The 22,002-nt window shown below is 72.5% G+C and carries 17 protein-coding genes; 6 read left to right on the forward strand and 11 right to left on the reverse strand.

Annotation, left to right across the window (positions count from 1 at the left end):
* Nucleotides 1-36 precede the first annotated feature (36 nt).
* Nucleotides 37-2,439 carry a substrate-binding domain-containing protein gene (locus WME90_RS31475; RefSeq protein ID WP_437275725.1) on the reverse strand — a complete coding sequence of 801 codons (2,403 nt, stop codon included), beginning with the start codon at nt 2,437-2,439 and terminating at the stop codon, nt 37-39.
* A 190-nt stretch (nt 2,440-2,629) separates the two neighbouring features.
* Between WME90_RS31475 and WME90_RS31480 the strand changes: the two genes are divergently transcribed.
* Genes WME90_RS31480 through WME90_RS31495 form a run of 4 tightly spaced genes read left to right on the forward strand, consistent with a single transcriptional unit; the run spans nt 2,630 to nt 6,618 of the window.
* Nucleotides 2,630-3,607, forward strand: a complete 978-nt coding sequence (locus WME90_RS31480) for a fumarylacetoacetate hydrolase family protein (protein WP_437275726.1) — start codon at nt 2,630-2,632, stop codon at nt 3,605-3,607.
* Nucleotides 3,604-4,269, forward strand: a complete 666-nt coding sequence (maiA, locus tag WME90_RS31485) for a maleylacetoacetate isomerase (protein WP_437275727.1) — start codon at nt 3,604-3,606, stop codon at nt 4,267-4,269. The genes WME90_RS31480 and maiA overlap by 4 nt, the downstream gene beginning before the upstream one ends.
* Nucleotides 4,270-4,306: 37 nt before the next feature.
* Complete coding sequence (locus WME90_RS31490) at nt 4,307-5,458, forward strand: 4-hydroxyphenylpyruvate dioxygenase family protein (protein WP_437275728.1); 1,152 nt, start codon at nt 4,307-4,309, stop codon at nt 5,456-5,458.
* Nucleotides 5,458-6,618, forward strand: coding sequence for a homogentisate 1,2-dioxygenase (locus WME90_RS31495; protein ID WP_437275729.1), 1,161 nt, complete (start codon nt 5,458-5,460; stop codon nt 6,616-6,618). Before WME90_RS31490 ends, WME90_RS31495 begins: the two co-directional genes overlap by 1 nt.
* A gap of 33 nt (nt 6,619-6,651) precedes the next feature.
* On the opposite strand, the gene WME90_RS31500 is transcribed toward WME90_RS31495, so the two are convergent.
* From WME90_RS31500 to WME90_RS31515, 4 genes are all read right to left on the reverse strand, one after another.
* A complete protein-coding gene (locus tag WME90_RS31500; RefSeq protein ID WP_437275730.1) occupies nt 6,652-7,197 on the reverse strand; it encodes a hypothetical protein in 546 nt (181 codons plus the stop codon).
* Between the two features lie 25 nt (nt 7,198-7,222).
* Complete coding sequence (locus WME90_RS31505) at nt 7,223-8,326, reverse strand: deoxyhypusine synthase family protein (RefSeq protein ID WP_437275731.1); 1,104 nt, start codon at nt 8,324-8,326, stop codon at nt 7,223-7,225.
* Nucleotides 8,327-8,395: 69 nt separating this feature from the next.
* Nucleotides 8,396-11,620: a hypothetical protein gene (locus WME90_RS31510; protein ID WP_437275732.1), complete on the reverse strand. Its 3,225-nt coding sequence runs from the start codon at nt 11,618-11,620 to the stop codon at nt 8,396-8,398.
* Nucleotides 11,621-11,804: 184 nt separating this feature from the next.
* Nucleotides 11,805-12,878, reverse strand: coding sequence for a DUF72 domain-containing protein (locus WME90_RS31515; RefSeq protein ID WP_437275733.1), 1,074 nt, complete (start codon nt 12,876-12,878; stop codon nt 11,805-11,807).
* Nucleotides 12,879-13,360: 482 nt separating this feature from the next.
* Between WME90_RS31515 and WME90_RS31520 the strand changes: the two genes are divergently transcribed.
* Entirely contained in the window at nt 13,361-13,717 is a 357-nt protein-coding gene (locus WME90_RS31520) for a hypothetical protein (protein WP_437275734.1), read from the forward strand.
* Nucleotides 13,718-13,991: 274 nt separating this feature from the next.
* Here the strand turns inward: WME90_RS31520 and WME90_RS31525 are convergent, their stop codons facing one another.
* From WME90_RS31525 to WME90_RS31545, 5 genes are all read right to left on the reverse strand, one after another.
* Nucleotides 13,992-14,171, reverse strand: coding sequence for a hypothetical protein (locus WME90_RS31525; protein ID WP_437275735.1), 180 nt, complete (start codon nt 14,169-14,171; stop codon nt 13,992-13,994).
* A gap of 108 nt (nt 14,172-14,279) precedes the next feature.
* The gene (locus tag WME90_RS31530) at nt 14,280-14,705 is read right to left on the reverse strand and encodes an RNA recognition motif domain-containing protein (protein ID WP_437275736.1); all 426 of its coding nucleotides are present in this window, start codon (nt 14,703-14,705) and stop codon (nt 14,280-14,282) included.
* Between the two features lie 663 nt (nt 14,706-15,368).
* The gene (locus WME90_RS31535) at nt 15,369-16,283 is read right to left on the reverse strand and encodes an undecaprenyl-diphosphate phosphatase (RefSeq protein WP_437275737.1); all 915 of its coding nucleotides are present in this window, start codon (nt 16,281-16,283) and stop codon (nt 15,369-15,371) included.
* A gap of 258 nt (nt 16,284-16,541) precedes the next feature.
* On the reverse strand, nt 16,542-17,108 hold the full coding sequence (locus tag WME90_RS31540) for an RNA polymerase sigma factor (protein ID WP_437275738.1): 567 nt from the start codon (nt 17,106-17,108) through the stop codon (nt 16,542-16,544).
* 449 nt (nt 17,109-17,557) lie between these two features.
* On the reverse strand, nt 17,558-18,946 hold the full coding sequence (locus WME90_RS31545) for an RNA polymerase sigma factor (RefSeq protein ID WP_437275739.1): 1,389 nt from the start codon (nt 18,944-18,946) through the stop codon (nt 17,558-17,560).
* Between the two features lie 526 nt (nt 18,947-19,472).
* On the opposite strand from WME90_RS31545, the gene WME90_RS31550 reads away from it, so the two are divergent.
* Entirely contained in the window at nt 19,473-20,744 is a 1,272-nt protein-coding gene (locus tag WME90_RS31550) for a hypothetical protein (RefSeq protein ID WP_437275740.1), read from the forward strand.
* A gap of 115 nt (nt 20,745-20,859) precedes the next feature.
* Here WME90_RS31550 and WME90_RS31555 read toward each other — a convergent pair whose 3' ends face one another.
* Nucleotides 20,860-21,894 (reverse strand): hypothetical protein, encoded by a 1,035-nt coding sequence (locus WME90_RS31555; protein ID WP_437275741.1) that lies wholly within the window; start codon nt 21,892-21,894, stop codon nt 20,860-20,862.
* Nucleotides 21,895-22,002 lie beyond the last annotated feature (108 nt).

Below are 22,002 nucleotides of genomic sequence, written 5' to 3' on the forward strand. Positions count from 1 at the left end.
GAGCGCCGCGCCGACGGCTGCGAGCGCCGCCGCGGCTCAGGCGCGCCCCTGGACGACCCTCCCGCCCATCTTGCCGAGCGCGTACGAGAACCCGAGCTCCAGCGTGGAGCGGGTGACGATCGCCCCGAGATCGAGCCCCTGCGCCACCATCAGCCGCGCCGCCTCGGGCGAGATCCCGACGAGCACCACCTCGGCCCCGAGCAGCCCGGCCGCGCGCGCCGCCTGCACGAGGTGGTGCGCCGCGCTCGCGTCGACCACCGCCATGCCGGTGACGTCGATGATCACGACGCGCGCCTGGTGCTCGGAGATCTCCTTCAGCATCGACTCGATGAACCGGCCGGAGCGCTGCGTGTCCAGCGCGCCCACGATCGGCATGACGAGGACGCCGCGCGCGATCGGCACCACCGGGCTCGACATCGCGGCGATCGTCTCGAGGAGCGCCTCCTGGCGCCTGCTCAGCGACTCGAGCGCCCTCGTGCGCTCCTTGATCCGCGACAGGAGCCGCGCGTTCTCGATGACGACGGCGGCCACCGCGGCCACGCGCTCGATGAGCGCGAGATCGGTCGCCGAGCACGCGTCGGGCAGCGGGCTGGCCAGGACGAGGACCCCGAGGACGGCCTCCCGGGAGAGCAGCGGCACGCCGACAAGCGTGCGCGCGCCGCGCCGGCGCGCCTCGGCGACGTCGCCGAAGCGCTGGTGCTCGCTCGACGCGGTGTCGATGACGAGCGAGCAGCACGAGCGCATCACCTGGCCCACCAGGGAGTCGTCCGCGACGGGCGCGCGCTCGTCGTCGACGAGGCTCTCGCGCTCGGCCATGCCGATCACCAGGAAATCCAAGCTGCGCTCGTGCCGCCCCGCGCCCAGCCTGCGGTTCGCGATCTTGCGGGCGGAGCTCGACGCGAGGTGATCCGAGAGGGCGCTCGAGAAGGGCGTGCGCTCGAGGGTCACGAGGTCGACCCCCGTGTCGATGCAGCGCGACGCCGGTAGGTCCGCGAGGGCCTCCGGGACGCCGCGCGTGGCCAACTCGTAGAGCGCCTGCACGCCGCGGTACCCCATGTCGTACTCGCGCTGCACGACCACGGCGTGGATCACGCCGTCCTGGAGCATCGCGACCGTGGAGGTGACGAGATCGAAGGCGACCACCTTGAGATCGCCGGACCGCCCGAGCCTCACCGACGCCAGCCCCAAGCTGGGGCCGTTCTCGCTGCACACCCCGAAGGCGCCGGCGAGGCCGGGGTTCGAGCGCACCGCATCGACGGCGAGCGCGCTCGCGCGGTCCACGTCGAACAGGTTCTCCGAGAGCGAGCCCACGCGGACCGCCGAGCCGGCGATCGCCTCGCGGAAGCCCTCGATGCGCCCCTGGGCGTTCGGCACGGCGAAGGACTCCGCCTGGACGGTGATCTCGCCTCCCTGCGGCAAGAGCCGCAGCATCGCCTCGCCCGCGATCCTCCCGGCGGCCCGGTTGTCGGTCCCGACGTAGAGCAATGACCGGCTGCCCGGGGCGGCCGGCGTGTCGATCGTGATGACCGGGATGCCCGCCGCCATCGCGCGGCCGATGGCCGGCTCGAGCGCCACGGGGTCGATGGGCGCGATCGCGATCCCGTCCACCCGTCGGCGGATCCCTTCCTCGAGGAGCGCGTCCTGACCCGCGGCGCCGGAGGACATGACGCTCCTGAACTCGACCCCGACCCGGAGATCACGCCCCGCCGCCAGCGCGCCGTCCCGCACGTTGTTCCAGTACGCCGTCAGCGGCCGGCGCGGAGCCTTGTAGGTGCGGATCATCGGCTGGTCTCGCGCGCCGCTCGCGTCGCGCGACCCGCGCGAGCCATCGACGAGGCGCCCATCGCCCCCCGCGTCCTCCAGGACGGCGAGATCGATCGCGCTCCAGCGCGGTCCGGTCTGCACGCTCCGGATCCCGTCCGCGAGCGCCTCGATGAGCTCGAGGAGATCGACGGACTCGGCGACGGAGCGCAGCACCTCCTCGAGCAGGCGCAGCTCCTGGGCGCTCTGCGCCTTCTCCTCGAAGAGGCCGCGCCGCTCGAGCGCGGCGCCCACGCTCACCGCGACCGACTCCACGAGCGCGCGACGCGGGCCCGTGAGCGGCGCCGCGTCCGGCTGCTCCAGGGCGAGGTACGCGCCCGGCGCGCCGAACATAGGCACGGGGACGACGTGCACGTGCACGCCGTCGGACGGCCAGCCAGGCGCTTCCGCGAGCTCGGGCAGGTGCGCCCGGTACCAGGCGGCCGCGGGGACGAGGCACGGGCCGAGCGCGGCCTCGGGCGCCGCGGCGGGTCCGAACGGCGCCGAGGCGCTGAGCGCCCCGCCGTCGGACGGCATGTTCACCCGGAGATCGTCGAGCCCGACGATCGCCCTGTACGAGAGGCGCCGGCCGGTGTGTGCCAGCAGGCTCCCACGCCGCGCGCCCGGGAGGCCTTCCATGGCTCGTCGCACAAGGTCGTGGAGAGTCGAGAAAACGTCCAGTCCGGTAGTCATGCAGATCCGTTCAACCGCTCGCTCGCTCGCTGCGCAGCGCACGTGCGGGCGCATCCCGTAGCAGGCGTGAGCGGGCTCGTGCTTGTCAAGCGGAGACGATGGGACCACCGTAAGGCCACGAGGAGCTCGCACGCGCATGAAGCTCGCCTCTCTCCGCGGCCCCGGCCGCGATGGCACGCTCGTCGTCGTCCGCCGCGACGGCCTCGCCTACGCGCCCGCCGGCGCGGCGTTCCCCACGCTCCAGGCCGCGCTGGACGACTGGGAGCGCGCCGAGCCCGCGCTCCGCCGCATCGCGGCCGACATCGAGCGCGGCGAGGCAGCCGTCGCGCCGCTCGTCGCGGAAGAGCTCGCCGCGCCGCTTCCGCGGGCCTACGAGTGGATCGACGGCTCCGCCTACATCCACCACATCGTGCTCGTGCGCAAGGCGCGCGGCGCCGAGCCCCCCGAGACGCTAAGGACCGATCCGCTTGTGTACCAGGGCGGCTCCGGCGTGCTCCTCGGTCCGACCGACGACATCGTCCTGCGCGACGAGGCCTGGGGCCTCGATTTCGAGGCCGAGGTCTGCGTCGTCCTCGGCGACACCCCGCAGGGCACGCGCCGCGAAGAGGCCCACCGGCACATCCGCCTCTTCCTGCTGGCCAACGACGTGACGCTGCGCAACCTCGTGCCCGCCGAGCTCGCGAAGGGGTTCGGGTTCTTCAGCTCCAAGCCCGCCACCGCGTTCTCGCCGTTCGCGATCACGCCCGACGAGCTCGGCGACGCGCTCCGCGACGGGCGCGTCCACCTGCGGCTCCGCTCGATCTACAACGGCGCGCTCGTCGGTGATCCCGAGGCCGGCCCGGAGATGCACTTCTCGTTCTTCGATCTCATCGAGCACATCGCCAGGACCCGCAGCTTCACGGCGGGGACGCTGCTCGGCAGCGGCACCGTCTCCAACGAGGACCCGGCGCGCGGAGTGTCTTGCCTCGCCGAGCGGCGCATGCTCGAGATCCTCTCCCACGGGGCGGCGAAGACGCCGTTCATGAAGCCAGGAGACACGATCATGATCGAGATGCTGAATCGCGCGGGAGAGAGCCTGTTCGGGCGCATCGCGCAGCGCGTGGTGGCCGGATGAGCGCCGCGATCCAGGGGCTCACGCTCTACGGCTACTGGCGCAGCTCGTGCAGCTGGCGCGTGCGCATCGCCCTCGCCCACAAGGGCGCCCCGCACGCGTACCGGCCGGTGAACCTCCTCCGGGACGGCGGCGAGCAGCTCCGCGACGACTACCGGACCAAGAACCCCATGGCGCAGGTGCCCCTGCTCGAGTTCGAGCAGGGCGGCGCCGTCCGGCGCGTGTCCCAGTCGGTGGCCATCATCGAGCTGCTCGAGGACCTCTTCCCCGCGCCGCCGCTCCTGCCGGCGGATCCGTACCTGCGCGCCAAGGCGCGGCAGCTCGCGGAGATGATCAACTCCGGCACGCAGCCGATGCAGAACACCGCCACGCTGAAGTGCGTGCGGGACGAGCTCGGCGGCGACGAGAAGGCCTTCGCCCGCCGCTTCATCGCCTCGGGCCTCGCCGCGTTCCAGGCGGCGGCGAGCGAGCTCTCCGGGCGGTTCTGCGTCGGCGACCAGGTCACCGTGGCGGACGTGTTCCTCGTGCCCCAGCTCTACAACGCGCGGCGCTACGAGGTCGACCTCGCGCCGCTCTCGACGCTCACGCGGATCGAGGCCGCGTGCATGGAGCTGCCCGCGTTCCAGGCCGCTCACGCCGACCGCCAGGTCGACGCGGTCGCATAGCTCGCCCCTGCAATACCCCTAACGAAGGAGGTTTCGGATGGCCAAGGTGGAGTCGATCGGCATCAAGCGGGTGGAGGCGCTGCACTACTACGTGCGCGACCTGGAGCGGAGCCGCAGGTTCTACACGGAGCGGCTCGACTTCGCGGAGATCGCCGCGAGCTCACCGGAGCTCACCGCGGCGGCGGCGCAGCGGTCGGTCGTCTTCCAGGCGGGCGAGTGCGTCATCGTCTGCTCGCAGCCGGTCGGCGAGGGAGGGCGGGCGTGGCGCTACCTGCGCAAGCACCCCGACGGGGTGGGCACGGTCATCTTCGAGGTGGAGGACATCGACCGCGCCTTCCGGCTGCTCGACGGCCGCGGGGGCACGCCGATCGACGAGATTTACCGGGTCACGGAGGCGGGAGGCACCTTCGCCTCGTTCTCGATCACGACGCCGTTCGGAGACACCACCTTCCGCTTCGTGGAGCGGCGCGGCTACGGCGCGCTCTTCCCCGGCTGCGCGGCCTACGACGCGCCGCGCGGGGGCGCGAACCGGTTCGGGATCACCCGGTTCGATCACATCACCTCGAACTTCCAGACGATGGCGCCCGCCCTGCTCTGGATGGAGCACGTGCTCGGGCTCGAGCCGTTCTGGCAGATCGCGTTCCACACGAACGACGTCTCGAAGGGCGCGGATCACGGCTCGGGCCTGCGCTCGGCCGTGATGTGGGACCCGGCCTCGGGCGTGAAGTTCGCGAACAACGAGCCCTACCGGCCGCACTTCAAGAGCTCGCAGATCAACGTCTTCAACGAGGAGCACCGCGGCGACGGGGTGCAGCACGTGGCGCTCGCCGTGGACGACATCCTCGCCGCCGTGCGCGCGATGCGCGCCCGGGGCGTGGAGTTCATGCCGACCCCGGCCGCCTATTACGAGATGCTGCCCGAGCGCCTGCAGCGGCTCGGCATCGGGCAGATCGACGAGGACGTGGCGGAGCTGCGCGAGCTCGAGGTGCTTGTCGACGGCGACGGCGCGAGGTCGTACCTGCTCCAGATCTTCCTGAAGGAGTCGGCGGGCACGCACCGCGATCCGGAGGCGGGGCCGTTCTTCTTCGAGCTCATCCAGCGCAAGGGGGACCGCGGCTTCGGCGCCGGCAACTTCCGGGCGCTGTTCGAGAGCATCGAGCGGCAGCAGAAGACGGAGGGGCGCGGCTGATGCTCGATCGCGTCGTCGTCGGGATCGTCCCCCCGAAGCACCACGTCGCCCTCCGGAGCGAGGCGGGGGATCTCCGCTACGAGGAGTGCCTCACGCGGGCGGGCTTCGACGGCCCCTACACGATCGCCTACCACGAGCGGCGGCCGCACGAGCACCGGGTCGCGAAGGCCGAGCACGGCTTCGCGCTGCCGGTCGCCGCGCCGGCGCGCCCGCTCGCGAAGCGGCACTACAGGTCGCAGGATCTGCCGCGGCAGGGCGGACCCGCGGTCGACTGCCGCGTGCCGCTGCTCTTCAACGACGACGTGGTGATCGGGCTCGTCCAGCCGGACGCGGCCGATCCTGTGTACTTCGCGAACGCGGACGCCGACGAGCTGCTCTTCATCTTCCACGGGGGCGGCGTCCTGCGCACGATGCTCGGCGATCTGCGCTTCGAGCAGGACGACTACGTCGTCATCCCGAAGGGGCTCTTTTACCGCTTCCTCCCGGACGCCGCGCCCCAGCGGTGGCTCTCGATCGAGGCGGCGGACATCCACCTCCCGGGCAAGTGGCGCAACGAGGTCGGCCAGCTGCGGATGGACGCGCCGTACTGCCACCGCGATTTCCGGCGGCCCACGTTCGTCGGCCCCCTCGACGAGGGCATCCGCGCGCTCGTCGTGAAGCGCGGCGGTGCCTTCCACGGCTTCGCCGTCGAGCGCTCGCCGCTCGACGTCGTCGGCTGGGACGGGACGGTGTACCCGTTCGCGTTCCCGATCCTGCGCTTCCAGGCGCGCGTCGGGCTTGTCCACCTGCCGCCGGACTGGCACGGGACGTTCGCCGCGCGGGGCGCGCTCGTCTGCAGCTTCGTGCCGCGCCCGGTCGACTTCCACCCGGAGGCGATCCCCTGCCCGTACCCCCACGCGTCGGTCGACTGCGACGAGGTCCTGTTCTACTGCCGCGGCAACTTCACCTCGCGCCGCGGCGTCGGCCCCGGCAGCGTCTCGCACCACCCCGCCGGCGTCCCGCACGGGCCGCACCCCGGCGCGTACGAGGCGAGCCTCGGGGCCCGCGAGACGAGCGAGCTCGCGGTCATGCTCGACACCATCCGCCCGCTGTCGGCCACCGCGGCCGCGCTCGCGGTCGAGGACCCGGGCTACCAGGACAGCTTCATCGCGCGCCCCTGAGCGGGTCAGGCGGAAGGAGCATTCCGTCAGGGCCTAGGGCTTGTTGAAGCACTCGTTCGTGCACTCGTTGAAGCGCTGGGACTCCTCGAAATCGATCCCGCTCACGCCATTGCAGGACATGCCGATGACGCAGCTGGCGTTGCACGCGAGCGCCCCGGTGCACTCGTCCGGGTTGGGCGAGAACGGGGTTCCCAGCCCGCAAGCCCTGAAGACGTCGTTGCCCTCCTCGCAGACGCTGCGGAAGACCGAGACGCCGCAGCTACGCATGCGTACCCGCTGGTCTTCGCAGCCCTCGAACGAGTACCTCTCGTCCTCGCACTCGATCGCCTCCTCGACGCAGGTCACGTACTCGTCGAAGGAGACGGCGCAGCTCGCCTTCGCCGCGGCCGCCCGCGCGGTCTCTGCCATGTCGACGCACTCGAGGTACTTCGCCTCGCTGCAGCCGGTGCAGTCGCAGATGCGGTCGCAGGTGCGCTCCTCGGGCGAGGGGCAGCCCGCAAACACGAGCGCACAGCCGGCGACGGCCAGGGAAAGGAGCGCGCGGTGGGCGCGCGGCAGGCGGCGGATGGCAGCAAGCACGGGGACCTCCTCCCCCCATTTTATTTTATTTCGGCATCTTGCCGAGCCGCTCGAGCAGGGCGCGTACGAGGAGCGGCCAGGCGACCGTGGCGTCCGCAAATACCTCGGCAAAGCGCCCGCCCTCGTGCGGCGGGGTGAACTTCCCCCAGCTCACCCCCTCGGAGTAGGTGCAGCCGGACAGGCCGCCCCAGTGGACGGGCTCCGGGCAGATGCGGACGCCGTACTGGAACCGCGGGTGCTCGACCTCGATGCCCAGGCGATCGCCGACGATGTCGTAGAACGGCGCGACCTGCTGGGCCCAGTTGCGCGGCACGCCGCCGCCGATGGTGAAGATGCCGAGGCGCTTCTTCTTGCGGACCAGGCGGGCGTAGCTCAGCAGATCGAGGAACGGGTTGTACGGGGGCGGCACGGCCTGGCGCCACACGTCGAAGCCCGGCTTGTCGCCGTGCTGCTCCTTCACCCTGCGCAGCATCCACGTCGCCACGTCGAGGCCCATCTCGCTGTCGGTGAAGGCCGGCACGTAGACGGGCACGTCGCGGAGGTACGCGCTCCGGAGGACACCCGGCGAGTCGCCCATCTCCGCCAGCGCCTTGCCGAGCTGGCGGCAGATGATCTCGCTCGACCAGGGAGAGCCGGGGTCCAGCTTGTCGAGCTCCTGCCGGACGAAGACCTCGATCGCATTGAGGTTCTTCTCCATCTCGAGCGTGTCGTAGACGCGGTTGTACCCCTTCTCGAAATACGTCTCGTCGGCGATGGTCGGGTTTGCCTTGTAATGGGTCAGGCCGACCGCCTCGCTCAGCCCGTGCGCCATGAGCGCGCCCGTGCTGATGATGCAGTCGATCATGCCGGCCTCGATCATCCGGACGATGACGACGCCCATCTTGGCGACCGTCATCGCGCCGGAGAACGTCGCAACGACGAGGCAGTCCTCGTCGCGCACCATCGTTTCGAGCACGTCGCACGCCTCGCCCAGCGCGCGGCCGCTGAACGCGGTCTTGCTCATCGCGCGGAGCAGATCGTCGAATGAATCAATCTTCAGCGGGTCGAGCGCGGCGAGCGGAACGAGCTTGTCTTCGACGCCATCGCCGAGGTGGCGGTGCGAGGAACGAGGGTGCTTCGGAGAGGACATAGAGCGCGGACATATACCCGTGCGGAGGGCAGGCCGTCGAGCGCAAAGCTCGTCGCGAGAGCGGCAAACTCAGGGCCGAACAGGCAACGAGCACGCGAGGCGGCGCGCTGGTCGCCCCTCGGATCGACCCTCTCGTCGACGCTCTGTTTCGCCAGTTGCGCCAGTTGCGCGTGTTGCGCCTGCAGCGCCTGTTCCTCCGAGCCTCCCAGCGCCGTCGCCGCTCCAGCGCTCGCCGCCTTCGGCGCGCCGGGCCGCGAAATCGGCGCGCACGAACGCGAGCGGGCCTGCGCCGGCCTGCCCCTCGGTCCGCCGCTCCGGATCGATCAACGCGGCCATCTTCGCCACGCAGACGTCACCACCTGACATCCGAACGTCATAAACAGCCGTGCTCGTTGGCGCGCGTTGGCCGTCGATCGTCGCGGGTGCGCTCACGCGGTCGAGCAGGAAGCGTGTGCCGCGCGGGCGCGCGGCGCACTCCGGAAAGCGGGTGAGCTCGGTGCGGACATTCGGGACGATGTCCCAGCCGTCGAGCGGCAGGAGCGGCGCGGCCTTCGCGATCGCTCCCTGCGCTGTCTTCGCCGCGGGGGGGATCGGCACCGTCCGGCCGAGGGTCAGGCCGCGGAAGCTGAGCAAGAGCGGCACGCCGGCGCTCGTGGGCTGCCCGAGCGCGGGCTCGCCGAGGTTCGCGAGCGAGGCGATCGGCCGCGGGACATCGCCGGAAGACCACGCGACGAGCGACGCGCCGCGGAGCCACGCGACGGGTCCATCCGCCGCCTCGCTGAAGGCGACCTCCGCCTCGGGCATCAGCTCTTGCGGCACCTCGGCGACCTCGGCGCCGCGGCCAGGCCTCACCTGGATCAGCAGGTCGCGGCCCGAGGCGCGCACCCCGAACAGGATCCGGTCGCCGGACGCCGCGAACCGGGCGAGGATCGCGTCCCGGCCGACGCCCTCGGGCGCGGGGCCCGTCCACGAGCGGACCCTGCCCTGGAGCTCGGTGGGGTCGAGCCAGCGCAGCGTCCACGTCGCGCGTGGCGCAGCGGCGGCGCCGCGCGCCGGTCCGGCGCCTCTGGCAGCCGCGCCGCCGGGCGCGCGCGCCTCGAGCACGGCGACGGTGGAGAGCAGGCCCCAGCGCCTGGCGCTCACCGACGAGACGCGCCGCTGGCCGTCGGGGCCGGGCTTCGCGCCGCGGGTGAGCATCGCGAGCGCCTCCTGGGTGCTGCGCGGCGGGGGCACGCCCACCGGCGAAGGCGGCGGCCCCGGCTGTGTCGTGCAGACGAGCGCGCGCTCCGGCAGCGCCGGCGCCGGCGGCAGGCGATGAGGCAGGATGGGCGCGGCCCCGAGCGCCGGACCGCCGGGAGGCGCTCCCTGCGCGGGCAGGGGCGGCCCCCAGCCGACGCGGAGGTGGGTCGCGATCCTCAGGCCGACCTCGTTGACGGCCAGCACCCCGGGCTCGGGGAGCTGATGGCCGATCTGGGCGATCTCTTCCGCCATTTCCGCGGCCTTGGGCGGGACCTCGACGGGCGACCACGTGCGGCCGGCGTCCTCCGACGCGAGCACCTTCCCTTCCCCGACGGCCACGCCGTGGCCAGCATGGACCACCGCGTGCGCCACGCCGGCCAGGCGAGCCCGCGAGGCCTCGCCGCCGGGGGGCAGGACGACGGCGGTGAGCTCGCCGGCCTCGTCGGCCACCACGAACGACAGCGCGCCGTCGGCCCCCTCCTCGATGGGGCTGACCACGTTGACGTCGTCGCCTCCGCCGCGCAGCCAGTCGAGCGGGAGCAGCGGGGTCTCCCTGCCGCCGGCGTCGATCACCGCGACATGGGCGCCGGGCGCGGCGCCCTCGCGGCCGTCGCCGCCGCGCGGCGCGGGCTCCTCGCCGGGCGCGACGTCGCTGTCCCAGAGCCCGCGCAGGATCGCGATGCGGCCGTCGGCGAGCGCGCCGGCGCCGCGCCAGCGGATGTCCGTGCCCGGGCGGACCGTGCTCCACCGGCCGCTCGGCTGCCGCACGCACGCGCTGCCCTCGTCGTCCGCGTCGCACGGCGCGAGCAGCAGGGCGCCGCCGCTCGGCGACACGCGGAGCTCCGCCTCGCCGCTCCGCACGAGGACGGGGGGCTCGCCGCCGAGGGGGCGGTCCGGCTTGACCTGCAGCACGCCGAACGGGTCGTGGCGGCCGTCCGACCCGTCCTCGCCGAGCGCGCAGGCCACCCACGCCGCTCGCCCCGCGCGGCCGACGCCGCAGGCGTCCAGCCAGTCACCGCGGCCGAAGGGGGCGATCTCGTGGAGCGCGCCGGACGCGAGGTCCACGCGGGCGAGGACGCCATGGCTCGCCGTGATCGCGGTGGACGCCCACGCTGCGCCGCTCGAGATCGCCGCCTCGAGCGGGTGGCGCCCCGTCGCGCGGATCCAGCGGAGCAGCGGCGCGCCTGCGCCGGGCTCGGGCGCCTCGCTGGCGGGCGCGAGCCGCGCCTCGGCGACCAGGATCCGCGCCTCGCGCTGCCCGGACGACGAGGCGCTCCCCTGCGTCACGGCGAGCAGCTCATCGTCGCGCACACGGACGTCGACGATGCGGAGCAGGGCGGCGGGGTCGACCTCCTCTCCGTCGCCGCCCGGCGACGCGGCGACGGGGCGCCACGACGCGCCGCCGTCGGCCGTGACCGCGAGCCCTGCCGCCTCGAAGAGCCCGGCGCCGTGCCGCCCGTCGCGGAACGCGAGGGCCCGGAGCGGCAGCGCGGGCAAGCCCGGCAGCGCGCGCGGCTGCCCCGTCTCGATGTCGAGCAAGCTCGGGGAGTCGGAGATGGCGTCCCAGACGGCGACGACGGCGGGCCCGCCGCCGATGCGCTGGAGATTGGCCTCGGACCGGGCGAGGATCACGGGCGCACCGAGCGGGTCGTCGAACCGGTAGACGCCGCGGTCGCCGCGCCCGACGAGCCTCGGACCGGTGGCGGAGGGCACCAGCACGAGCTCGATCAGCGGCTCGGGGCACGGCGCGGTCTCCGGACGAGCCGCGCCGTCCGCCCCCACGAGGACGCGCTGGCCGCCGACAAGCGCGATCGTGCCGCCGCCGATCCGGGGCCCGATCGCGGTCGCGCCGCTCGCGTCGACCCAGCGGGCGGGCACGGGCGCGGGCGGCGGTGGGAGCGCCGCCGAGGGCGCGCGGCGCTCCTCCGGCGCGGGTCGGGGCGGCGCGCCGCCGCAGCGGGCGAGCGCGAGCGCAGCGAGGAGCGCGGCCGCGCGACGCGACCGGCGCGGTGGCGCTGCGAGGCGGGGGACGCCCGCCGCTCTGGACTGCATCATCGGGGTGTAGCCTACCGTGATCGCGACCGCCGCAGCGCCGGGGACGGGCCGCGGGCGTCCAGCGTCCGTCTGCCAGGGGCGCGGTGTCCACGGCGGTGCACGGACGCAGCGAGCGCCAGAGGGACACCGAGCGCGACAGGGACCCAGCGAGCGCGACAGGGACCCAGCGAGCGCGACGAAAGGCTCAGTGGACGGTCGATCCCGCCGGGATTGGGGCGGTCTCCTCGGTCGGCACCGCCTCCCTGCGGGCGAGGAGGGTCATGAGCCCTCTGGCGCCGAGCACGGCACTATCGGACACGCAGTTGTTGAAGATCGCGTGGACCTGCTCCGCCTCCTGGGAAAGCCGGGCGACCGTCTCCGCCCAGGGAGCGAGCTCCGCGGGGTCGTAAAGGTACCTGAACTTCTCGTTCACGCTGACGGGGGCGTCCCACGTCTCCTCGCGCCTGCCGTGGAAGCGCACCACGGCGAGGCGAGGATCGGCGACGAGGGCGGTGGGAGGCATGCTGTTCTGCTTGCCTTGCGGTTCGTCGACGATGACGTAGAACGCGCCGAGATCTCGCAGGAGGTCCACGACGCGCTCGATGCGGTCTGGCGCGCCCCACGAGCCGTGCCGGAGCTCGACCGCGAACGGGAGCCCGTCCATGCGCGTGCGGCAGTCCTCGATGACACGCACGTTGCCGCGCGTCGCCGTGAACCACGGAGGGAACTGGAAGAGCACGACCCCGAGCTTGCGCGCCTGCCGCAGCGGATCGAGCGCTTGCCGGAAGCGCTCCCAGAGCGCGTCTCGGATCTCGGCCGGCAGGTCTGCCGGGTAGAGGCGCCGCTTGTCGAGGAGCGCCGCTGGCAGCGCGCGCTGGACGTCCGGGGGGAGGCGGGCGGGCTCCACCGGATGCTGGGTGAGCGGCGCGAATGCCTTCATGTTGAACACGAAATCGGGCGCTGTCCGCTCGACCCACTGCGCCACCATCCTAGGTCCCGGGAGGGCGTAATAGCTCGAGTTGACCTCGACCACCGGGAACTGGGACGCATAGAAGCTCAGCCGTTGCGCCGGGCTCGACACGCCCTTCGGGTAGAAACGATGGCTCTTCACCAGGGTCGGATCGGTCCACCCGGCGGTCCCAGCCAGGACGTTTCCGAGGCGGGCGGGCACGGGCGTGCAGGCCGCGAGGGCCATGGCGCGCGCGAGCCGTTGCTCCTGCTGGTGTGCGGTCTCCTCTGAAGGCGACCGCGGCGGGTCTCGCAGGGCTTCTTCGTGCATCTCAGGCACACTTTAAAGCCGCTCTTCGGCGATGGAAGCCCTGTGCACCCCCGCGCAGCCGAGCGACGCCTCTTCGAAGCGCCGAACCCTGTCGCGCACAACCGCCCGTGCTTGCTCGGTCTGGTCGGTGCACACCCGCCAAACATCGGACGAGGCTCACGCGTTCTGCGAGCGCCCTGGTCATCACGGGCAGCGGATGTCGATCCTGAGCAGGCGGCTCTCCTCACGCCCTCTCGTCGCAGATGCGCTGCGATTGCAAAAGATTCCCGAAGGCTGCCGAAGGCGCCGGAAGCGGACGCGGACGACGAAGCCGAAGCCGAAAGAAAGCCGGATAGCGGCATGGAAATCCCAGATTGTCCATGCGCTAGCCGGTCGCCTGCGCTATACTGAACAGGGGCAGGGGCGCAGCGCAGTCCTGCGCGGCAGAGAGGTGGCAGATGTACTCAGCGAATCGTCGCCGGAATATCGAGCGGGAAGAGCGCATGCTCCTCCGCGGGAAGCGGGAGCAGGCGGCAGGCAAGCTTCTTCAGAAGGTGCCGGAGCTGGCGAGCTTGAACCTGGAGATCCGCGAGACCCGGCCCAATGCGCTCACGAATGACACGCAGTACATCCGTCGTGTCGTTGTCGAGCATGCACATGCGCTGTTCGAAATGCCGTGCTCGTACTCTTCCTGCGACAACGGCGGCTACGACGTGACGCAGGAGATCCTGAGCGCTCTCGCTTCGCGCTCGGCGCGGTTCGAGGGGGAGTGTGCCTGTCGAGGGAGCTGTGGCAGCGAGTTCTGCTCCCGGGTCCTGCGCTATGTCGCCACGGCGACCTACCACGGCCCCGAAGCCTAGCGCAGGGCGCATCTTCATGCGTTACGGGCTCATCCGCGCCGTTCGGTCCGCAGCGGCGTGCTTTCACTTTCGTACGCTGCTGGGAGCCGGACGGCGCAAATGGGCTAGTTACGCACGAACCTGCTCCCCGCTATAGCGGCCGAGCCCGTTTCACACGAAGCTGCACCACTCTACTCGGCGAGTGTTTATCGCTCGAGTCGACGCACATCGCGAGACGCACATCGCGAGCGGTGTGCCGGGGCGCTCTCCGCGCCCCAACTCGGCGCTGTGCGCCTCACTCGATGGGAGGCTGAGGCCCCGGAACGATCCCTGCGATGTCCGGATCCTCTCCCGGTGTCCCTACGTCGCCGGGGCCCTTTTCCTTGCGGCGCGCGAGGCGATTCGCATCTTTCTCGCGCTGCTTCTCTTGCCGGGCGCGTTCTTTTTGCCGCTTCAATGCTCCCTGCTTCTGCATGCGGAACCAGGCCTTTCAGCGCCTCCGGGCGCGTTCTTCAGCACATTCTGGCGCATCCTGACGGCGCGGGCGCAGCGGCGCACGAGCGCCGCCGCGCCGCACTCGTGATCAGTACCGGTCGCGACCGCCGCCGCCGCCGCCGCGGCCGCCGCGGCCGCCGCGGCCACCGCCGCCGCCGCCGCCGCCATAGCCACCGCCGCCGTAGCCACCGCCGCCGCCGCCGCCGAAGCCGCCGCCACCACCGCCGCCGAAGCCACCGCCGCCACCGCCGCCGAAGCTGCGCGCCGGGCGCTCCTGCGCCTCGTTGACCTTGAGCGCGCGGCCATCGACGACGGCGCCGTTCAGCTGCGAGATGGCGCTGTTCGCGGCCTGGGCCGAGCCCATCGTCACGAACGCGAAGCCGCGCGGCTGCCCCGTCTCGCGGTCGGTCGGCATCGCGACCTCACGAACCTCGCCGGCCGCGGCGAACGCGGACTCGAGGGTCTCGCGGGTGGTGCTGTACGAAAGGTTGCCTACGTAGAGACGATTTCCCATGCCATCCTGCTTTCCTACGGCTTTCTGGTGCGCCATGAGGCGCTCTCGGCCTGCCATCCGACGAAGCCGTAACGGATCGAACGGAGACGTGCCGCGCGGAACCCCCGCGCGGTCACACGGTGCGTCGTCCAGTCGTCCGAGCGAGCTGCAGTCTCCCTCACGAGAGAGGGAAGAGGGAAAGCGTCGTATCGAGGGCCAGGGACGTTCGTGAGAGGGAGCAGCCTAGCCCGATGCGTCGTCATCCGCAAGCGAGCCGTTTCGTCTTCCCTCCCCTTCCCTTCCCTTCCGGGTTCCCTCGGGCGTCCTTCTTCCTTCCGGGTTCCACCTTCCGGGTTCCACCTTCCGCGTTCCGCCTTCCGCGTTCCGCCTTCCGCCGCTGCGCCTGCCGTGGCGAGCCGTCTTTCGATCTCCCCGCACATGGAAGCGCGTCTCGAGCGCGCGCAGCCAGCCTCTTCTCACGCTCTCACGCTTTCACGCCCGTCCCGGCGCTCTTCGACGGTTTCCGGTCGCGCTCTCGGCTCTCGACCGGGTCGCACACGCATGGACATTTCCGACTTCTTCTGCGCGGGACGCGTGTTCACGACCTCGTGCGGCGCGATCGCGCGGGCGTCGGCGGCCGATGGGTCAAGGGCTGAACTTTGTCCAGCAGAAATGCGGTGAACGCTATCGCACCTCGGGCGCGCTCTCCTGGCTCCCCGTCGTCGCCGCGGTGCCTCCGTGCGGCGCGGGCGAGGCCGCCGCGGCGCCGGCCTCGGCGGGGGAGGAGCGGCTCGCGAGCCAGAGCCAGAGGACGAGGGCGCCGAGCGCCACGCGGTACCAGCCGAACGGCGCGAGGCCGTAGCGCTTGAGGTAGCGCAGGAAGACCGCGATCACGAGCAGGGCGACGGCGAACGAGACGGCGAGCCCGACCACGAGCGCCACGATCCCGCCGGGGGCGTCGAGCAGGGCGCGGCCGTTCTTGACGAGGTCGAAGACCGTCGCGGCGCCGAGCGTCGGGATGGCGAGGAGAAACGAGAACTCGGCGGCCGCGGCGGTGCTGAGGCCCGAGAGCTGCCCGCCGACGATGGTGGTCATCGAGCGCGACGCGCCGGGCCAGAGCGAGAAGCACTGCGCGAAGCCGATCGCGAGCGCGCGCTGGAGCGTGACGTCCTCGACGCGGGGAGCGCCCTCATCCGGTCGTCGGCGGCGGACGGCCTCGACGCCGATCATCAGGAAGCCGCCGGCGATGAGCGCGGCCGCGACGGGCCCCGGGCCGAAGAGGTACGCCTTGATGGCCTTGTGGAAGAGCAGTCCGACCACGGCGGCAGGGAGGAACGCGAACGCGAGGGCCAGCGCGAGGCGGAGGCTGTCCGGATCCCGCCGGACGATGCCGCGCACGGTGGTCGAGAGGCGCTCGCGGAAATAGACGACGACGGCGAGGACCGCGCCGAGCTGGATCACGATATCGAGCGTCTTCGCCGCTTCGCTCTGGTGGCCGAGCCACGCGCCGAGCAGGATGAGATGACCCGTGGACGAGACGGGAAGGAACTCGGTCAGGCCCTCGAGGACCCCGAGCAGGACGGCATCGAACCAGAACATTGCGCCGAGTCTACCCGCAGGCGGGCGCGAGGTGCTCGAGAGCGCGCACGAAGCCCACCTGCGTGGCGAAACCGCGGCGCCGCGAGGGCGACGAGGTGGCGGGCCCACAGGGGATGGCGCGACAGGGGCGCAGGTGGCCAAGGCCCTGACCCGCCAGAGCGGGCGCGAGCACTGACCGTCCCGAGTGCACAGGATGCTCCCGCGGAACAAGGACGAGCTGAACCCTACAGACCAGCTTCCGCCGCTCGGCTCCTGGACTCACCAGAGCCGCTGCGCGATCCGGCGGGCGAGCTCCCTTCTGGCGGTCCGCAGCCTGCTGGCGGCCGTTGCCGGTTTCAGACCGTGCGCCCTGGCGTGGGCGGCGATGCTCCCGGGACCGGCTGCGGCGACGAGGGGATCGCGATGGCGGGCTGGCAGCTCCGCGAGCGCGCGGAGCGCGGCGCGGGCGAGGAGCCGACCTCCCGGGTCGATGCTGCCCTCATCGATGAGCGCGCGCGGCTCGCCGACCGGAACCTCGCGGCGAACGCAGGCGCGCCCCAGGTAATGGCCTGCCTGCCGCCACGTGATGCCGTGCAGCCACGCCTGTATCGCCCGGCGCGGATCGGTCTGCGGATCGGGGCGGTACCTGCCCGACTGGATGGCTTTCCAGGCGGCGACGAGCACGATCTGGAGAAGGTCCTCGCAATCGCGCGCGGGGATGCCGCACGCGACGAGCCTGGCCGCGATCATGGGCCGCTCCGCGACGAGCACGTCGAGGGATGGAAAGACCGCTACCCGCGGCGGCGCAGGGGACGCAGGCGGCGCGCCGCGCTTGCGATGGCTCACCGGGCTCTCCGGCGCATCGGGGTCCGGTCGACCGGCCGACGGCTGCAAGGATGCTCCTTGTCATGGATAGTGGAGAACCCGGCGGGACGCCGGAGCACGGCGACGCGGCGTCCTCGGGTGAACCAGCGCTGCTCCTCGAATGACGCATCCATGCGCGCGAGTTCCGCGACGGTCTCGCGATTCGCTGCGAAATGGAGCAGGCACGCTCATTATCCCGCCCTTGATTCCGACGCGGCGCTCGCGCCGGCGTGGTTGCTGGTCGGGCGCGATCTCCCGCCGAAGGAGCCCGAGAGAGGGCGAGTGGGCTCGAATCGCTCAAGGCGCTATGGACGCCAGCACAGGAGCAGCTCTCCTGGTGTCCACGGTGGCTTGATGGCGCTCTGTCCCGCTCGAGGGGCGCGGGCGAGCCCGGTCGAGGGGCGCGGGCGAGGCCCCGTCTTCGCGGAGATTCACGGAGGGCCGTTCAACGCGTCCTCGATGGCAGGCAGGTATGCGCTGCCGGGGAACGCCTTACGGAACCGGGCGGCTCGCGCTGCGGCCTCGGCGCGCCGGCCGGTCTGCTCGAGGGCCTGGATCGCCAGGGTCTCTCGTTGCTGCGCTCTCGGGCTGCGCGGGTAGCTCCGCGCATGGCGGTCGAGCGCGCCGAGCGCCTCGCTCGCTCTTCCCGCTCCGAGCGCGGCGATCGCGCGCTGGAGCAGGGTCAAATCGGTGTCCATCGGCGAGAGTGCCGCCTTCGCGCCGGTCGCGGCGGGCGGTGGCGGCGCAGGCGATGCCGGGGACGGCGCCGCCGGGACGTCGGCGAGCGCGGCTGTCGCGCCCGGGCCGACCGGGACCGCCGCGAGCGTGTCGCCGCGAACGAGGGCGATCTCCGGCGGGGCGGTGCGCGGCAGCGCCGCGTAGAGCGTGCCGGCGCCGACGCCGGCCCCGCCCAGGAACAGGGCCACGCCTGCCGCCACGAGCTTCGCCCGCGTGACCTGGATGCCCACCCGCGCGAGGCTCGCCGGTGCGTGGCGCGCTTCCCACGCAGGGACGGCCTCCGCTGCGCCTTCGCCGGGCGGAAGGGCTCGTGCAGCCTGGCCGGCCGGCGCGCCGCCGTCGCCCTCCGCAGGGGCGAGCAGCGCCTGAAGCTGGGCCCAGAGCAGCTCGCCGAGGCCTTCCGGCAGATCGAGCCGGGCGTCCCCGAGCTCGAGCAGCAGCGGCGCGTGGGCCAGGGCGAGCGGCGCCAGCGCGAAGCGCGCGCCGTACACGCCGAGCGCGTCGCGCTCCCTCGCGCCCAGCCGCCTGACCGCCGCCGCGAACTCCTTGCGGGCCCGCCGCAGCCGGTCCCACGCGGTGTTCTCCGAGATCTGGAGCGCCGCGGCGATCTCGCGCATCTCGATGCCCTCGATCTCGTACAGGAGGAACACGACGCGCCGGTCGCCCTCGATGCGCTGGACGAGCTCGCGGACGATCCGCTGCGTCTCGGCCTGCGCGAACCGCTGCTCCGCGTCGTACCCCGGGTCCGCGATGTCGATGCGCTCGCCCTCGGAGCGCGCGAGCAGCTCTCGCCGGTTCCGGGAGAGCCGCAGGTGCCGCAGGGCGAGGTGCGACGCGATGCCCGCCACCCACGCCTTCATGGAGAAGCGAGGGTCGTAGTCCCCGAAGCGGCGGTGGACGACCAGGAACACCTCCTGGGCCACATCGCGCAGGTGCCGCGCCGGGACCCCCATCCGCCAGAGCACCTGCAGGACGTACTGGAGCAGGCCCGTGTAAACCTCCTCGAAGGAGGGCCGCGGGGGCGGCTCGGCCGCCGGTCCGCGGTTGGCGTCGGCCATCGACCCGGGGGCAGCGTCGGCCATCGACCCGGGGTCGGCATCGGGTGCCGATCCAGGGTCGGCATCAGGGGCGGGGGCCGGCGGAGGCCGGGGGGGTTGAGACTCCGTCATCCCTACGTGTTCCGGCGAGACGAGCCGGATTGTGGCGAAATCGTACGCGGGGCAGAAAAAAAATCGGGCCCGGCGGCCCCCCATGCGGCCGCGCCCGCAGCCGCCTCGATGGCCACCGCCGTTCTGTCGAATTACATGATGTTTCCGCGTACCGTTGCGAAATCAACGAGGCGCATCGGCGAGCAGCCATCAACGAGCCCGTCAGCACCTCTCGGCACGCCCTGCGCGCCGTACGACGAGATTCGCTCGGCGGGCACGTGATGGATGCGAGCTTTTTGCGAGGATCATTCCGAGAAGAACCTGATGGCGTACGCAATGCGGACTTGCGAGCGTCCATGAGGGGGAGGCCTTCTCGCGCCATTCTTCCCGTGCTTCCCTCCGGACTCGCTCGCGGGAGCACCGCGCTCGGCAGCTGCGCCGTCAATGAAGAGGTGAGACGATGACGATGTGGAGGTGGGCTCGACGGGAGAAGCGGGGGATGGTGCTGGCGTCGGGCGCCACGGCCGTCGTGCTGGGGGTCTGGGTTGGTGGCTGCGGAACGACCGAGCACTGGGATTGCCCCTGGGATCCCGAGCCTGGATTCAAGGACCATCCTTGTCTTGTACCGTGGGAGGAGCCCGTGGATGGTGGCGCCGGCGCCGACGCGTGCGGCGATGCCGGTCCTGATGCAGGCGACGCCTGCGCGGAGGCGGGAGCTGGCGCCGATTTCGACAGCGCGACGGTCCCCGGGTTCGATCCCACCCTGCGGGAGACCTGCACCGGGCAGTGCGTGCCGCGGGAGCCGCTCGGCTGGTCCGAGCCGGCGCTGGTCTGGATCGGCCCTCCGGATCGAGCGCCCGACTGCCCCGCCGCTGCGCCGAGCGTCGGCTACGAGGGCCATGCGGATTTCACGGCGGCGGCGCCGCGCGCATGCCCGGCATGCCAGTGCGATCCGCCGGACGCCTCGTGCGAGCTACCGGCGGCGTGGAACGCCTACGCCGGCTTTCCCTGCGACGTCCCCGGCGCCGCCGAGACGCCGTTCGCCGCTCCCGAAGGTTGGGACGGCTCCTGCACCTCGGCCAACGCGGCCGCCGCCGGGCAGATGTGCGATGGCGCCCCGTGCGCACAGTCGCTCGCGATCCCGGCCCCCCGCGTGCTCCCGGGGAGCTGCGCGCCCAGGATCGCGGAGAGCTCCGAGGAGCCGGAGAAACCTGACGGTGCCGGGAGCTTCGCGATCTTCGCCCGGGCGTGCACCGGCACCGCGCTCGCGCCGTGCGCCGATCCGGGGATGACCTGCACCCCGGCGCCGCCAACCGGCGATGCCGCCCCTCCGGAGGGGTTCCTGACGTGCATCTATCACGAGGGCGAGCAGGACTGCCCAGCGGCCTACCCGGATCGGCACGTCTTCTTCGCGGGCGCCGAGGACACGCGCGGCTGCGCCCCCTGCGGCTGCGGCGAACCCACTGGGGGCAGCTGCAGCGTCCTGGCGTCGGCGTTCAGCGATGGTGCGTGCTCACAGCTCGCCGTCGGCGTGGTGGTGAGCTCCGATGCCGCCTTCTGTGGCACAATCTCCCCCGGGACGGCGCTCGGGAGCAAATCCGCGAGCGTTGTGCGCTTCGATCCGGGCGCCTGCGAGCCGACGGGCGGCGAGCCGACCGGCAGCGTCACGCTGCTCGGCGCAGCGACGTTCTGCTGCCGCCCTGAGCCGATCCCTGATCCGGTGCCTGCCTGAGACAGGCGGACCAGGCCTCTCACGCCCGCATCCACGCGGAGTCTCGTCCAGATGCTTCCAACAGGCCTGATGCTCCAGGCCCGCGCGCCCCGATCGGCTTACCGTCGAGCCCAGATCAGAACGAAGCGACGAGGTGCAAGGCTCCCGCCTTGGAGGAACCGGCCACCGACCAATTCGCCCCCCCACGGAGATGAAGCGTGGGACGCTCGACGTTGGCCACGAGCTCGCCCGTGAGCCGTGCGGCAAGGGAGTACGAGAACGGCACTTCCACGCCACCGCGCAGCCCGAGCCCCGCGTAGGGCGACAACGCCTCCCCCACGACGTTGACCATGCCGAAGTGCCGCACGCGGCCCGCTGTGGCGACGCCGCAGCCGAAGAACCAGGCCACATGCCCGCAGGGGACAACCGAGCCACCGCGCCAGGACACACCGTAGAACCTGCCCCGATACCGCTCGGCGGCGACCGGCAGGTCCACGCGTCCCTCCAGCGAGAGCGAGAACGCCTCCCACCGGGCCCCTACGAACCCCGAGAACCCGACCGCTGGGGCCGGCGCCAATCCATCGGCGATCAGCGCCCCCGCCCCGACCTGAAGGCGCGGCCACGCCAGCGACGGGCCACGGCGCTCCCGGGGCCGCGCCGGCGCGGCGGGCTGGCATGGCGGCAACGGCGCCGGGGCCGGCGCGCGTGGCGGACCCGCCAGCGCCCTTCCCAGGGAGCCCGTCTCCGGCGGCTCCAGCGCGGAGGCTGCCTCCGCTGGCGCGGGAGCTGACGGCGACGGCGGCGCCGGCGCCGGCTCCCGCGCCGATCGCAGCGGCCGCAGCGCGATGGCGAGGGCGGTGCCGACGTCCTCCACCAGCGCCCCGCAGGCCGCGCCCGTGAGCTCCTGGCCGCCGAGCCCCCGGCCGTCGCTGTCGTAGAGCGCGATCTCCCCCAGGAAACGCCGCCCCTTGCGCGAAAGGACCACCTCGACCCGCCGGCCGCCGCCGCCGGCCACGAAGGGATCGGTCCCGCCGAGCTGTGCGGCGACGACGTCCCGGAGCGCCTGCTCCTCGGGGCACCCCTCCGCGCCCGGGCCGCGCGTATAGGACAGCCGCGCGCCGCCCGACGAAACCTGACCGGCGGCCGGCGGCGCGGCCAGCACCAGGGACACGGCAAGGCTCCACCCGATGGCGTTCAGACGTGGATGGCGCAAGGGACTCCGCTCGAGCGTCAGGCAAAGGGTGCGGGGCAGCGCCGAGAGGCCACGACCGGCTGTGCC

The sequence above is a fragment of the Sorangium sp. So ce375 genome (genome assembly GCF_051473855.1).
Taxonomy (GTDB): Bacteria; Myxococcota_A; Polyangia; order Polyangiales; family Polyangiaceae; genus Sorangium.